Genomic DNA, 14,108 nt, shown 5'->3' with positions numbered 1-14,108 from the left:
AGCTCGGTCGCGCCATCCATGGCGCTCACGCCCCCGCAACCGGACCCACCCCGCCTTCGACAGATTTCCGCGATCTGTCGGAATGGCATGGCGTGCTCTTGGTGGGTGTCGACCTTGGTCGACACGGTAGATCCACGCCGTGCGTGGATGAAGGTGACCGACGTGATGGTAAGGCTGGCGTTTAGAACAACGTGCCTTGCACGGTGGGTTCTTCACCGCGCGCCGGTTCCTCGGTCACCTCTTCCGCACCCAGTCGCCAGGCCAGGCCACCAAGGCGGCTGGCATGTCGTTTCAATGCCGCCTCCAGCACCTCGGCGCTGCCGGCCACCTGCAGGCGCTGGCGGGCGCGGGTCAGGCCGGTGTAGACCAGTTCGCGCGACAACACGCGGCTGTCCTGCCTCGGCAGCTGCAACCACACTTCATCGAACTCCGAACCCTGCGCCTTGTGCACGGTCATCGCGAACGCGCTCTCGTGTGCGGGCAACGCTGCCGGGTGGAAGGCGCGCGGCTGGTCGGCGGTCTCGCCGGGGAACCAGGCCACCATCGCACCGCTGCCATCGCGCAGGCAGATGCCGATATCGCCGTTGAACAGGCGGTGGCGGTAGCTGTTTTCGGTGATCAGCAGCAGCCGGCCCTGGAAGTAGCCCGGGGTGTTGCCAGCCAGCAGCTGTTCAATGCGGCTGTTGAGGCCACGCGCGCCCTGCGGGCCTTCGCGCAGTGCGGTCAACACGCGCAGGCGGCCGGCCTGCTGCAGTGCCTGCGCCGGGTCCACTGCGTCGGCCAGTGCGCGCCAGTGGTCGAGCAGATGCTCGCGCTGGCCACGCAACGGGTCCGCCTCGCCTTCATGGAAGCGGACACCAGCCAGCCCGCCACTGCGCAGCAGGCGCAGGGCGGTACCACTGTCACCGCCACGCACGGCCTGCGCCAGCGGCGCCAGGTCCAGCGCATCACTCTGCCGGTAGCCACGCTGCAACTGCACGCGGCGGCCTGCGAACGCGCGCGGCGGTGCCTGCGGCTGCAGCGTCGCCGCTGCCAGCAGTCCATGCAGCGCCTGCGCATCGTCGGCACGGGTGCCGATGCCATCGCCGCTGGCGCGCAGGATGGCGCTGAGCACATCACCGGCTTCCACCGACGGCAACTGGTCGGGATCGCCGAGCAGGATCAGGCGGGTACCACTGGCGATCGCGTCGACCAGCTTGGCCATCAGCGGCAGGTCGATCATCGAGGCTTCGTCGACCACCACCACGTCCACCGGCAACGGATTGTCGGCGTGATGGCGGAAGCGCGGTGAATCGGGAATCACCCCGAGCAGGCGATGCAGGGTGGTGCCTGTGCTGGGCAGCGCGGTGCACAGCGCCGGGTCCAGCCCCTGCTCCTGCAGCCGCTGGACGGCCAGGCGCAGGCTATCGGCCATGCGCTCGGCGGCGCGGCCGGTGGGTGCGGCCAACGCCACCTTCGGCAGGGGCAGGCCCTGGTGCTGCGCCTGTGCCGCCAACAGCAGCAGCAGGCGGGCGATGGTGGTGGTCTTGCCGGTACCGGGCCCACCGGTGACCAGGGCCAGCGGGTGGCGCAGGGTTACGCCAGCCGCACGGGCCTGGTGGTCCTCACCCGTTGCGGCGTGCGGGAACAGACGCGCGAACAGGGGCGCCACGGCGGCCATGTCCGGTGCAGGCAGCGGATGGCGGCCGATGCGTTGCAGGCCGACAGCCAACTGCCGCTCGTATTCGCGGTAGCGGCGCAGGTACAGCAGACCGTTCTCGAGCACCAGCGGCGCTTCCGCGGCGGCGGCGCTGGCATCCTGCGGGGTCGCCACCCAGGGTGAGGCCTGCAGCTGCGCCAGCCACTGCGCAGGTTCGGGCCATGCCGGGATGCCATCGATCACGCGCTGGGGCTGGCGCGGATCGAAGCCAGCGTGCCCCTGCGCCACGGCCAGCGAGGCCAGTGCGGCGGCCAGTGCCACGTCGTCCGGCGTGTCTTCGCGCAGGCGCTTGAGGCTGATGGCCAGGGCGTGGTCCAGGGTGCGCAGCTGGCCACTGCGATGCAGATCGCGCAGCAGGTTCATGCGGTTTCTCCGCGCGCGCGCGCCGCCATCTCGGCCTGGGCTGCTTCGCCGCCCGCAAACAAGGCATCCAGCGCGTCCACCAGCTCAGGCGCGAAGCGCTGCACGTGCACGCCGTTGCCGGCGATATCCAGGCCCCGGCAGAACAGATAGCGGATACCGCCCATGTCGCGCGCGTAGTCGTATGCCGCGCCCAGGCGGAAGCGCAGCCAGCGATGCAGGGCCACGGTATAGATCAGCGCCTGCAGGTCGTACTCGCTGTGGCGCATCGCGATCTCCAGCAGGTCCGGGCTGTAACCCGGCAGCCGGTTGGATTTGTAGTCCAGCACATACCAGCGGCCATCGCGCACGTAGGTCAGATCGATCTTGCCGGTCATCAGGCCTTCCAGCCTTCTGCGCAGGCCGAAACCGCGCCGTGCGCTGGAGATGCCGTGCTCGTGCAGCAGCTGCAGCAGCACCGGTACCGCGGTCGGCTCGATGGCGAAGTGGAACTCGATTTCGGCCCGGCGCTCATGCTCGGGCACGCTGCACAGCGCACCGCCTTCGGGCAGCGGTACGGTGAGGGTGTGGCCGACCAGCGGCACCAGCACCGCCACGCCATCGTCCAGATCCTCGTCGGCATAGCCTTCGTCGTGCAGCGAGCGGCGCAGCACGTCGGCCTGTCCCTCCGGTGCCGGTTGCTGCGGCTGCCAGTGCGACCACAGTGCGAAGTCGACGTTCTCCAGTGCATCGTGCAGCACATTGCCGAAGCGGCTGCCCATGAAGCGCGGATCCGGCGGCGCAGTGTCTTCTGCGGCAGCGTCCGGCAGCGCCGGTTCCAGCGGCAGCTCGGCACCGGCGGGTTCGTCGGCAGCCGGTGCCGGCAGTTCGGTGGCCGCCGCTTCGATATCGTCGCCGTTGCCAGCGTCGGCATGCGCCAGCTGGGTGAAGCTGTAGACCCACCAGTCATGTGGCACCCGGCGGGTCAAGGCACGCACCGCAGGCAGCTCACCTTCGGTTTCGGCCAGCAGCTGCGGCAGGCGGCCCGGCGGCGCACTGTCATCCAGGTCTACGTCCGCGTGCGTACGCAGCGCCTGCAGGTCGCCCAGCAACGGCGCCAGGCGGGTCTTCGCATGGCCTGCCAGATCGCCGGTGGCGATCCACAAGGCATGCTCGGCGCGGGTCAGGCCCACGTACAGCAGGCGCGCGTCTTCTGCACGCTGTTCGCGCTCGCGCTGGCTGCTGGCCGCGTCCCAGGCGTCGTCCCTGTCCAGCTTCCAATGCAGCTGGCGTTCACCCTGCAGGTGCACGGTGCAGTGCGTGGCGGTGTTCGGCGCGCCGCCATCGATGCCCACGAACGGCAGGAACACCAGCGGGTATTCCAGGCCTTTGCTCTTGTGCAGGGTGATGATCTGCACCCGTCGCGCGTCGGACTCCAGCCGCAGCAGCTGTTGCTCGTCATCCTGGTCGGCATTGGCCATCTGCCCCTGCAGCCAGTCCAGCAGGCCGTGCATGCCCAGTGCCTGCGCGGAGGCTTCCTGCAGCAGTTCGCCCAGCTGCAGGTAGTTGGTCAGGCGCCGCTCGCCGTCGATCAGTGCCAGCAGGCGCTCGCCCTGCGCGGCGCAGACATCGGCCACCACCGCGAACGGGCCGCCACGCTGCCAGCGCTCGCGCCAGTGCAGCAGCTGTGCCTGGAACCCGCGCTGCAGGTCCCCCTCACGCTCCATGCTGGCAATCGCGCTTGCGCGCTGCCCCAGCAGTACCGTTGCCAATGCAGTACGCAGTCGCCCTTCGTCGGCCGGTTGCAGCAACGCCAGCAGCAACGCACGCAGGTCACGGGCCTCGCTGGTGGCAAACAGGCTCTGCTTGCCGGCCGCCACCGCGGGAATGCCGACTGCGGCCAGTGCACGCTGCACCAGCGTGGCTTCGCGATGCGAGCGCACCAGCACGGCGATATCGCCGGGTTGCACCGGGCGCCCACGCAGCAGCACGGTGCCGGCACGCGCCTCCAGCAGGATCTGGTGGATCGCGGCCACACAGGCCTGGGTCGCCGCGTCGCGCGACGCATCGGCGCCAAGGGCCTTTTCACCGTCGCTGCGCAGCAGGCGCAGGGTCAGCGCCGGTGCGGCCCGGCCATCGCGCAGGTAGTCCTCATCGACACGCACGCCACCGGGCCGCACCGGCTCGAACCGGATGTCGCGTTCGAGGAAGGCATCTTCGCCAGCGTTGTCATACAGCGCCTGCAGCGCGCGCAGCACGGCCGGGCGCGAGCGGAAGTTCTGGTCCAGCGCCGGTGCCTGCTCGGCCACCTGCTTGGCTTTCAGGTAGGTATGGATGTCGCCGCCGCGGAAGCCATAGATGGCCTGTTTGGGGTCACCGATCAGGAACAGCGCCGGCTGCAGCCCCAGTTCGTCCACCTCCGGCGAGGCGCCGAACACGGTATGGAAGATGCCCCACTGGCGGTCATCGGTATCCTGGAATTCATCGACCAGGGCGATGCGGTACTGCGCCCGCAGCTGCTTGACCAGGGCCAGCCGCTGCGGGCCTTCCAACGCGCGGGCGACGCCGTCGATCAGATCGTCGTAGGTCTGCACGCGACGCATGCGCTTCAGCACGGACAGGCGCTGGGTGGCTTCCTCGCGCAGGGCGTGCAGGAAGTTCAGTGCCGTGGCACGCAGCCATTGTTCGCGCTGGGCCAGCAGTGCCACGTAGCGCTCAAGCGGTGCCTGCAGCGGTGAGGACGGTGTGCGGTCGGCGAACTTCTTGTTGGTCTTGGCCACCAGCGCATCGGGCAGCAGCGCCGGCAAGCGGTCGCTGGACAGCAGTTCGGCTGGGTCGCCGCGCTCGGCCCAGCCCAACAGCTGCCGGCCCAGCGGGTGCAGCCAGCCCAGCTTGTAGGAAACGCCGTTGATCCACTTGTTGTCGACCGCTTCGCACAGGTCCAGGAAGAAGCGCTCACCGTGCTCGCGCACGGCCATCGACAGTTCCGCCGCCGTGCCCTGCAGCGCCGGGCGCGGATCGCCCACGGCCGGCGGCTGCAGTGGCGGGTGCAGCGGTGGCGATGCCAGCAGCGCGCGCAGGTCAGCCGCCAGCGCATCCGGGTGGGACCACAACCAGGTCAGCGGTTCCAGCGTTGCCGGGTCGTTGGCATGCACACGCCAGAGATCGGCCGCCAGCTCTTCCAGCAGCTCGCGATCGCTGGCCAGCAGCTCGGGCGGGTCGAAGGTATGCCCGCTTTCGAGCGCATGTTCGCGCAGCACGCGGGTGCAGAAGCCGTGGATGGTGAAGATCGCAGCCAGATCGATCTCGTCGGCGGCTACCTGCAGGCGCCGCTTCAACGCTTTTGCGGTTTCCGTGCCGTCCTGCAGATGACGTTGCAGCACCTGCCGGGTCAGCAGCGCATCGGGTGTTTCATCGTCGCCGGGCGGCAGGTCGACCAGACGCGCAGCCAGGGCCAGTCGCTCGCGGATGCGCTTGCGCAGTTCCTGGGTGGCGGCGTCAGTGAAGGTCACCGCCAGGATCTGGCCGATACGCAGGCCCTGCTCGACCACCAGACGGGTGAACAGCGTCGCCAGGGTAAAGGTCTTGCCGGTGCCGGCACTGGCTTCGATCAGTCGCGTGCCGTGCAGCGGCAACGCCAGGTAAGGGTCGGGGCAATGCGTGTTGATGGAAGCGCCCTCGGCACCGCTGCTCATGCGTGGCCCGCCTGTGGATCATTGCCGAAGCTGCGCCCTTCGCGCACGGCGCTGAAGACCACCTGGCTGTTGCGCAGCAGGTCGGCGTAACTGGCGTCGTCGGCGAACGGGTCGGCGCCACGCAGCAGCAGCTGCCAGGCATCACTGTTGGCTTCACCCCAGCTGCGGTCGCTGCCATGCCATTGTTTCCAGCCTTCGCTGCGCTGCTTTTCCACCGGCGCGTTGAACAGCACCCAGCCGGTATAGGGCGCAAAGCGCAGTGGTTCGCGCAGCCCACGCTGGCGCAGCTGCAGCAGCGCGCGCAATGCCGCGCGTGCTGCGGGCACGGTCAAGGCAGGCAATGCATGCGGACCGGGGCCGGCATCACCGCCGTCGTAGAACTGCACCAGCGGCAAGGCATCGCCGGCGGCGTTGGCCAGCAGCCAGTCCAGCCCCTGGCGGATCACCGCGTTGCCGTTGAGCGCGCCGGCGCGCAGGCGCACCAGGCCTTCGGGATGGCGATCACCGACCCGGCCATGCAGGCGAACGCCGTCGATCTCCACTTCATAGCGGCGGCTCTCCAGCGGCGTGCCCTGCAACCAGCCCAGCATGGCCGTGGCATACGGTCGGGTCTTGAGCCGCTCCACTTCAAACTGGCGCTCGCCGAGGATGCCCGACGGCAGCAGCCCGCGTGCGCGCAGCCGCGGGTACAGCGGCTCGCTGTCACCGGCCAGGGTGGCCTGCACCACGGCCAGCTGCACACAGCGCTTCTCCGGCCCACGCGAGGACAGCACCAGCGGCTCCAGGTCGTCGACGTCCTCGACGTCGTCGGCCAGGCGCAGGCCCAGCGACTGTGCGAGGAACTGCCCGGCCGGATCACACAGGAAACGACGCAGGCGCTCCAGCGAGACCTCTTCTTCCACCGCGTCGTCCACCGGCGGCGGCAGTGCGGCGTCGAACCACGGCTGCAGGCCGCCGCGCTGCCCGCCCAGTCGCCCGGCGGCCGGGTGCCACTGCCGGCGGTAGCTGAAGCGGCGTGGATCGCCGTCACCGAAGGCGGCCGGCGAGAACGGCTGCAGCGCGTGGCGCACGGTGAAGTCCCGCGTGGCGGTCGACGGATCGAGGTGATAGGCCGCGGCGGCATCGATCAGTTCGCTGACCAGCACCGAGGGTTCGCGCACGCTGCCATCGCGTGGGTCCGCGCCGAGGTAGCTGAGGTAGAACACGTCCTGCGCAGCAGCAAACAACTGCAGGAACAGGAAACGATCGTCTTCGCGGGTGGAGCGGTCGCCGGGACGGCGGCGCGGCGTATCCAGTTCGGCGGTGAGCTGGTTGAGGCCGGCGGCCGGGTCGCGACGCGGGAAATCACCATCGTTGAGGCCGAGCACGCAGATCACCCGGAACGGCAGCAGGCGCATCGGCACCATGCGGCCGAAGCTGATGCCACCGGTCAGCAACGGCGCGCGCGTATCGGCCTCGGCAAGCGCACCGGCGAAGTGCGCACGCACCACCTCCGGTGGCACGCCATCGACGAACCCGGCCTTGTACGCATCTTCGGCGAACTGGTTGAGCAGCTTGCGCAGGCGCTCCAGCGCGCGCTGGCTGTTGGGCGAGCTGGGTGGTGTCGGCAGCAGGGCATCGAGCAGCGACAGCAGGCGCTGCCGCCACTGTGCCGGGGTCAACAGTTCGCCCAGCCGGCGCTGGTAGACGGCCAGCACGCGCAGCAGGCGCAGCAGCCGGTCCAGCGCATCCAGCGCCCCGCCTTCCAGTTCGATCCACGGAGCCACCCCGACCAGATCCACCTCGCTGCCGGTGGCGTGGCCCAGCAGCAGGCGATCCAGCGCGAACTGCCAGGTGTAGGCGTCATCGCTGGGGGCCTGCAGCTGGTCGCGATGCTGGGCATCCAGGCCCCAGCGTGCGCCTGCCTGCTGCAGCCAGCCATGCAGTCGGTCGAAGTCCACCGCTTCCAGGCCGGCGGCCTCGGCCAGGGGTGCACTGGCCAGCAGATCCAGCACCTCGTTCAGGCCGAAGCGCGAAATCGGCAGGCCAAGCAGGTGCACGAACACGTCGGCCAGCGGCTCGCCAGCCAACGGACTGCTGTCGGCCAGCGCGTAGGGAATGTGTTCGTCCTCGCCCCCCCGTCCGCCGAACACCGCTTCCAGATAGGGCACATACGGATCGATGTCCGGCGCCAGCACGGCGATCTCGCGCGCCTGCAACGGCGGGTCGAAGCGCGGGTCCTGCAGCAGGCTGCGCAGCTGGTCGTGCAGCACCTGCAGCTCGCGCAGGCGGGTGTGGCAGGCGTGCACCTGCAGGCTCGGGTCGTCGCTGCGCAGGCCATCGCGCAGTTCACCGGAAGGCAAGGCACGACGGTGGAACAGGTCGCGCTGCAGGCGATGCAGCAGGCTGTCGGACAGCCCGCCCTGGTCCATCGTCGGCCGCGTGTCTTGCTCGGGGTCGGAATAAGCCGCGATCTCGCCGGCCGGATGCACCACTTCATAGCTGCCCAGCACCGCCATGAAATCGCGGCCGGCCGCACCCCACGCTTCCAGCAGGCGGTTCTCGCCGGCGGCCTCGCCGAACGGGTCCGGCGCACCGCTGCGCAGGCGCTCTGCCAGGGTCTGCAGGTCGCCCCAGTAGGACTGCACCGGCGTGGGCAGATAGAAATGCAGTTCGCCCACCCGCGACTGGGTGGCCATCACCCGCAGTACGTCGGGCGAGATGTTGAGGGTGGCGAACGCTGACATCCGCGGCGGCAGGCCCTGCGGCAGCGGTTGGCCGGCGCCCTCGAAGCGGTCCAGGTACGCCTGGATGCGGCGCGCGCGGTAACCATGGCCGGCGGCGATGCTGCGCCACAGGATGGCCTGCGGATCGGCCGCGTCGGCGCCGGCTTCCCAGCGCAGCAGCCAGTCGCGGCGCCAGGCCTGGTACTTCTCGAACACCGAGGCCAGTTCGCCGGCCAGGGCCCAGGGTTTGAGCGCGTCGCCCCCAGCAAGATAGGACTGCAGCGCGCGCATCGGTGGCTGTGCCAGCAGCTGCGGATCGCGCAGGGCCTGGTACAGGCGCCAGTGCAGGGCGGCCGCGTCCAGGTCGTCGGCTTCGCCCTCGACATTGGCATTCAACGCACGGGCGACGAACTCACCGGGGGTCAGGAATTCCAGATTGGCGGCCACGCCATACTCGGCAGCCAGTGTCGCCTGCAGCCAGCGCCGCATCGCCACCTGCGGGATCAGCACCACCTCCGGCGCCAGCAGCGGCTGTCCCGGCACCGGCACACGCACGTTGCGCGCCAGCAGGGCAGCCAGCACGTCCAGCGAATTGGAATGGTAGAGGCGGAAGTCGCTGCCCGGGTCACTCATCGTGCACAGTGTGCAGCACACCCGCCCGTATTCAATCCCGGGGTACGGTGATCGCGACGGATTGTTCCGGTCGTTTTCGGAATTGTCCCGGTCTGGCGACGGTCCGACCGTGCAACAATACTGCACCGTCCAGTCTGCTTATGTTCAGCAGTCTGACCCGATGCTTCAATGTCGAAAAAACGTTAAGGGTGCCCATGTCGGCTTCCACTCCCAGTCTGGTGCAGTTGTCCAACGTCCGCATCGACCGGAGCGGGCGCACGATCCTGCGCGACGTTTCGCTGCAGGTGCCCAAGGGCAGCATCACCGCGGTGCTCGGTCCGTCCGGCAGCGGCAAGTCGACCCTGCTGGCGGCGCTGACCGGCGAACTGCGTCCGGTTGCAGGCGACGTCACCCTGTTCGGCAAACCCATCCCGCAGCGTACCGCCGAGCTTCTGGAGATGCGCAAGAGCGTCGGCGTACTGCTGCAGGGCAATGGCCTGCTGACCGACCTGACCGTGGCCGAGAACGTCGCCCTGCCGTTGCGCACCCACACCCGCCTGCCGGCACCGGTGCTGCGCCGGCTGGTGCAGATGAAGCTGCATTCGGTCGGCCTGCTGGCCGCCGCCGATGCCTGGCCGCGTGAGCTGTCCGGTGGCATGGCCCGGCGCGTGGCACTGGCCCGCGCGTTGGCCCTGGACCCGCCGCTGATGATCTACGACGAGCCGCTGACCGGGCTGGACCCGATCGCCTCGGGGGTGATCATGAGCCTGATCCAGCGCCTCAACCACAGCCTGGGCCTGACCAGCATCATCGTCAGCCACCACGTGCACGAGACCCTGCCGATCTGCGACCAGGTAATCGCGATCGCCAATGGCGGCATCGTGTTCCAAGGCACGCCGGAGGCGCTGCAGTCCAGCCAGGACCCGCTGCTGCAGCAGTTCCTGCATGGGCAGCCCGATGGTCCCATCCCGTTTGATGCCGCACCGCGCGCGAGGGTTGCCTGATGCCGTTCGTGCAAGCCACCCGCTCGCTGGGTCGTGCCGGCCTGTTCTCGCTGACCGTGCTGCGCGGTTCGCTGCCGACCCGTGATTTCCTGGCCGAGCTGACCCGCGAGATCTACAAGATCGGTGCGCGCTCGCTGCCGATCATCGCCGTCGGCGGTGCCTTCGTCGGCCTGGTGCTGACCCTGCAGGGCTACCGCACGCTGACCACCTTCGGTGCGGCCGACGCGCTGTCCACCCTGCTCGGCCTGTCGCTGTACCGCGAACTGGCACCGGTGCTGACCGCGTTGTTGTTCATCGGCCGCGCCGGCAGTTCGATCGCCGCCGAGCTGGGCCTGATGCGCGCCACCGACCAGATCAAGGCGCTGGAACTGATGGCCATCGACCCGGTGGCCAAGGCCGTGGCGCCGCGCTTCTGGGCGGCGGTACTGACCGTGCCGCTGCTGACCGGCATCTTCTGTTCGCTGGCGATCAGTGCCAGCTATTTCGAAGCCGTGCACGTGCTGGGCCTGGACAACGGCGTGTTCTGGTCGGCGCTGCGTGGCAGCGTGGACTTCTGGGACGACTTCGGCGTGGCGATGCTGAAGTCGGCGATCTTCGGTGGTACCGCGGCCCTGGTGGCCGCCTATGTCGGTTTCCACGCCGAACCGACCATCGAAGGCACGTCCGTCGCCACCACCCGTGCGGTGGTCAACGCCTCGCTGCTGGTGCTGATGTTCAACTTCGTACTGTCGGCAATGTTGTTCACCTAACCCCTCCATCGGCGGTGCGCATCGGCGCGCGGCCACCACGACTGATCAGGTAATCCACATGGCCATCCGCGGTCCCAGACTCGAATTCTCCGTCGGCGCCTTCCTGCTGCTGGCCCTGGCCTCGCTGATGGTGCTGGCCGTCGCCTCGACCAACCAGCGCTGGAGCTGGGGTGGCGAAGGCTATGAACTCAAGGCACGCTTCTCCCAGGTCGGCCAGCTGCGCAAGCAGGCGCCGGTGAAGATCGGTGGTGTCACCGTCGGCCAGGTCGCAGCGATCGATCTGGACCCGGTGAAGTTCGAATCGATCGTGACCCTGCGCATGGACAGCAAGGTCAAGGATCTGCCGGCCGATACCTCGGCGGGCATCTTCACCAGTGGTTTGCTCGGCGAGAGCTATATCGGTCTGCAGCCCGGCGGCGATCCCGACGTGCTCAAGCCCGGCGAAGAGATCGTCTTCACCCAGCCGGCCGTGGACCTGATCCAGCTGGTCGGCAAATACATGTTCAGTGGCGGCGCCGGTGGCGGCGCTGCTCCGAAGCCCAACGATGGCGCGCAGGCGCCTGCAACGGAACCGCAACCATGAAGATGAAACTGATCCCGGCCCTGCTCGCCTCGTCGCTGCTGCTGGCCACTCCGTTCCTGGCCCAGGCCCAGGCTGCCGCCCCCGCTGCTGCCGCCCCCCAGGGCCAGGCCGGCAAGGTGGTGATCGACGCCAGCACGCGCATCCTCACCACCCTGCAGCAGCGCCGTGCCGAATTCAGCGGCAACCCGGCCAGCCTGCGCAGCTATATCGACAGCGAGCTCAACCGCACCTTCGACCGCGACTATGCCGCGCGCCTGGTGCTGGGCACGCACGCCCGCGGCGCTGCGGACGCTGACATCAAGCTGTTCGCCAATGCGATGGCCGACAACCTGATGCAGCGCTATGGCTCGACCCTGCTCAACATCCAGGGCAAGCCGAGCTTCCGCCTGAAGGGCGAAAGCCCGCTGCCGGGCAACCGCGGCGTGCGCGTGAGCACCGAGCTGGTGCGTGCCGGCAGCGAGCCGACGCCGGTCGAGTACTGGATGCGCAACGAAGGCGGCCAGTGGAAGATCTTCGACGTGAACATCGAAGGCATCTCCTACGTGCAGACCTTCCGCAACCAGTTCGATGCCCCGCTGCGACAGAAGGGCATCAAGCAGGTGGCCACCGAACTGCGCAGCGGCAGCATGCAGGCTGGGCCGGCCGGCAATGGCAAATAAGGCGCTGGCGCTGCTGGAAGGTGACACCCTGCGCCTGCGCGGGGTGCTCGACCGTGCAGCGGTGATCGCGCTGTGGCCGCAACTGCAGGCCCTGCCTGCGCAGCTGTCGCGGCTGGAACTGGCGGAGGTCGAGCGCGTGGACAGCGCCGGCCTGGCATTGTTGGCCGAGCTGGCCGCACGCGCGCGCCAGGGCGGCCATCCGCTGACAATCTCCGGCGCCCCCGCCGGCTACAACGAGCTGAGCGCGGCCTACCGGCTGTCGCCCGACCTGGACTTCAACGCTACTTCTGCTGCGAGCTGACATGAACGTCGTGCGCGTTTTCCCTCTGATCCTCCTGGCCGCCGCGCTCAGCGCCTGTGCCGGCAAGCCGGCGCGCAGCGACGCGCCGACCACCGACACCGTGGTGCCGGCGACGAACACCACCACGGTCGACAACGCTGCTGGTGCGGATGCGCCTGCAGCGAGCGTCGCAGCCGACGCCCCCGTACCTGCTGCGGCCGCGCCGGCACCGGCTACCGCCTCGCAGGGTGCAACCGGCAGTGATGCCACCGCCGCCGCACCGGGCGGCGATGACGACTTCGACGCGCTGTACGGCGCCAATGGCAGCACCACCAGCACTACCGCGTACGACCCGTGGGAACCCTTCAACCGCAAGGTGCACGGGTTCAACAACGCCGTCGACCGCGGTATCGCTCGCCCGCTGGCAACCGCCTATACCCACGTGGTGCCGCGCTTTGCCCGTACCGGCGTGAGCAACTTCTTCAGCAACCTGCGTGCGCCGCTGACCATCACCAACCAGCTGCTGCAGGGCCGCCCCGGCGACGCCTGGGACAGCCTGGGCCGGTTCCTGATGAACAGCACGCTGGGCATCGGTGGCCTGTTCGACCCGGCCAGCAAGGCGATGGTGCCGCGACGCAACGAGGACTTCGGGCAGACCCTGGGCGCCTGGGGCTGGCGTCGTTCGCGCTACGTGGAACTGCCGTTCTTCGGCCCGCGTACCGTGCGTGATGTGTTCGGCCTGGCCGGTGACATCCCGCTGTCGCCGATCCGCCGCATCGAAAGCGACAAGTACCGCATCGGTCTGCAGGGCCTGCAGCTGGTCGATACCCGCGCGCAGCTGCTGGCGATCGACGACCTGCGCGATACCGCGGTGGACGAATACGCCCTGGTCCGCGATGCCTGGATGCAGCGCCGCAACTACCAGATCGAGAACGACCTGCGTGGCAAGCGCGAGCGTGGCAGCGACGATGCGAACTCGCCGATCCCGGTCGATGCGATGCCGATGCCGCAGTGGACCAATTGACCGCTGCCGGCAACGCATGAAAAAACCCCGCCTCGGCGGGGTTTTTTGTTCTACCGGCAGGTGCCAACCTTGGTTGGCACGTCGTCTTCAGGCCGCCAGTGCCGCCTCGACCGCTTCGCGCAGGCGCGCGTCATCGGCGGCAACGTCCGGGGCAAAGCGGGCGATGACCTTGCCATCGCGGCCAACCAGGAACTTCTCGAAGTTCCACAGCACCGCCGGTGCCGGGTGGATCGGAATCTCCTTGCTGGCCAGGCGCTCGCGCAGCGGGCCTTCACCGATCGTCTGCGGCTGCGCGGCGGTCAGCTGCTGGTACAGCGGGTGGGTATCTTCACCGGCCACGCTGATCTTGGCGAACATCGGGAAGCTCACATCGTAGGTCAGCTGGCAGAACTGCTGGATCTCCGCCTCGCTGCCCGGCTCCTGGCCGAGGAAGTTGTTGGCCGGGAAGCCCAGTACTTCCAGCCCCTGCGCGTGCTTTTCCGCATACAGCGCCTGCAGGCCTTCGTACTGCGGGGTCAGGCCGCACTTGGACGCCACGTTGACCAGCAGCAGCACCTTGCCCTGGTAGTCGGCAAGAGAGGACGGCTGGCCGTCGATGGTGGTGAGGGAAATATCCTGGATCGAGGTGCTCACGCGGGCTCCGGCTACAGCGGGGAAAGGCCCACCAGCATACCGCCGCACGTGACCGGTAGTGGGGGGGGGGGGGGGGGGGGGGGGGGGGGGGGGGGGGGGGGGGGGGGGGGGGGGGGGGGGGGGGGG

General features: G+C 69.0%; 10 protein-coding genes. 6 read left to right on the top strand and 4 right to left on the bottom strand.

Annotated elements, in window-relative coordinates:
• Positions 1-181 precede the first annotated feature (181 nt).
• From recD to recC, 3 genes are read right to left on the bottom strand one after another with little or no spacing between them, the layout of a single operon-like run.
• Complete coding sequence (gene recD, locus AC3WTC_RS19975; RefSeq protein WP_492712377.1) at positions 182-2,062, bottom strand: exodeoxyribonuclease V subunit alpha; 1,881 nt, start codon at positions 2,060-2,062, stop codon at positions 182-184.
• Positions 2,059-5,733, bottom strand: a complete 3,675-nt coding sequence (recB, locus tag AC3WTC_RS19970; RefSeq protein WP_492712376.1) for an exodeoxyribonuclease V subunit beta — start codon at positions 5,731-5,733, stop codon at positions 2,059-2,061. The genes recD and recB overlap by 4 nt, the downstream gene beginning before the upstream one ends.
• On the bottom strand, positions 5,730-9,071 hold the full coding sequence (gene recC / locus AC3WTC_RS19965; RefSeq protein WP_492712375.1) for an exodeoxyribonuclease V subunit gamma: 3,342 nt from the start codon (positions 9,069-9,071) through the stop codon (positions 5,730-5,732). The genes recB and recC overlap by 4 nt, the downstream gene beginning before the upstream one ends.
• Before the next feature lie 194 nt (positions 9,072-9,265).
• Here recC and AC3WTC_RS19960 point away from each other — a divergent pair, with 194 nt between their 5' ends.
• Genes AC3WTC_RS19960 through AC3WTC_RS19935 form a run of 6 tightly spaced genes read left to right on the top strand, consistent with a single transcriptional unit; the run spans position 9,266 to position 13,349 of the window.
• On the top strand, positions 9,266-10,054 hold the full coding sequence (locus tag AC3WTC_RS19960) for an ABC transporter ATP-binding protein (protein ID WP_080150186.1): 789 nt from the start codon (positions 9,266-9,268) through the stop codon (positions 10,052-10,054).
• Positions 10,054-10,803: an MlaE family lipid ABC transporter permease subunit gene (locus tag AC3WTC_RS19955; RefSeq protein WP_006404088.1), complete on the top strand. Its 750-nt coding sequence runs from the start codon at positions 10,054-10,056 to the stop codon at positions 10,801-10,803. Before AC3WTC_RS19960 ends, AC3WTC_RS19955 begins: the two co-directional genes overlap by 1 nt.
• A gap of 58 nt (positions 10,804-10,861) precedes the next feature.
• The gene (gene mlaD, locus AC3WTC_RS19950) at positions 10,862-11,386 is read left to right on the top strand and encodes an outer membrane lipid asymmetry maintenance protein MlaD (RefSeq protein WP_006404090.1); all 525 of its coding nucleotides are present in this window, start codon (positions 10,862-10,864) and stop codon (positions 11,384-11,386) included.
• Positions 11,383-12,045, top strand: coding sequence for an MlaC/ttg2D family ABC transporter substrate-binding protein (locus AC3WTC_RS19945; RefSeq protein ID WP_025875629.1), 663 nt, complete (start codon positions 11,383-11,385; stop codon positions 12,043-12,045). Before mlaD ends, AC3WTC_RS19945 begins: the two co-directional genes overlap by 4 nt.
• Positions 12,035-12,346, top strand: coding sequence for an STAS domain-containing protein (locus AC3WTC_RS19940; RefSeq protein ID WP_025875628.1), 312 nt, complete (start codon positions 12,035-12,037; stop codon positions 12,344-12,346). Before AC3WTC_RS19945 ends, AC3WTC_RS19940 begins: the two co-directional genes overlap by 11 nt.
• A gap of 1 nt (position 12,347) precedes the next feature.
• Positions 12,348-13,349 (top strand): MlaA family lipoprotein, encoded by a 1,002-nt coding sequence (locus AC3WTC_RS19935; protein WP_492712373.1) that lies wholly within the window; start codon positions 12,348-12,350, stop codon positions 13,347-13,349.
• Between the two features lie 87 nt (positions 13,350-13,436).
• Here AC3WTC_RS19935 and AC3WTC_RS19930 read toward each other — a convergent pair whose 3' ends face one another.
• Positions 13,437-13,982 (bottom strand): glutathione peroxidase, encoded by a 546-nt coding sequence (locus AC3WTC_RS19930; RefSeq protein ID WP_492712372.1) that lies wholly within the window; start codon positions 13,980-13,982, stop codon positions 13,437-13,439.
• Positions 13,983-14,108: the final 126 nt, after the last annotated feature.

This window comes from Stenotrophomonas sp. FW305-C-20-S1, from assembly GCF_058783335.1.
The sequence above is the reverse complement of the archived record's forward strand: the minus strand, read 5'-3'. Positions and strand labels throughout refer to the sequence as shown.

What these genes read in the sequence shown, in the direction of transcription:
- recD (WP_492712377.1), bottom strand. Translation starts at nt 2,062, where the DNA reads ATGAACCTGCTGCGCGATCTGCATCGCAGTGGCCAGCTGCGCACCCTG.
- recB (WP_492712376.1), bottom strand. Translation starts at nt 5,733, where the DNA reads ATGAGCAGCGGTGCCGAGGGCGCTTCCATCAACACGCATTGCCCCGAC.
- recC (WP_492712375.1), bottom strand. Translation starts at nt 9,071, where the DNA reads ATGAGTGACCCGGGCAGCGACTTCCGCCTCTACCATTCCAATTCGCTG.
- AC3WTC_RS19960 (WP_080150186.1), top strand. Translation starts at nt 9,266, where the DNA reads ATGTCGGCTTCCACTCCCAGTCTGGTGCAGTTGTCCAACGTCCGCATC.
- AC3WTC_RS19955 (WP_006404088.1), top strand. Translation starts at nt 10,054, where the DNA reads ATGCCGTTCGTGCAAGCCACCCGCTCGCTGGGTCGTGCCGGCCTGTTC.
- mlaD (WP_006404090.1), top strand. Translation starts at nt 10,862, where the DNA reads ATGGCCATCCGCGGTCCCAGACTCGAATTCTCCGTCGGCGCCTTCCTG.
- AC3WTC_RS19945 (WP_025875629.1), top strand. Translation starts at nt 11,383, where the DNA reads ATGAAGATGAAACTGATCCCGGCCCTGCTCGCCTCGTCGCTGCTGCTG.
- AC3WTC_RS19940 (WP_025875628.1), top strand. Translation starts at nt 12,035, where the DNA reads ATGGCAAATAAGGCGCTGGCGCTGCTGGAAGGTGACACCCTGCGCCTG.
- AC3WTC_RS19935 (WP_492712373.1), top strand. Translation starts at nt 12,348, where the DNA reads ATGAACGTCGTGCGCGTTTTCCCTCTGATCCTCCTGGCCGCCGCGCTC.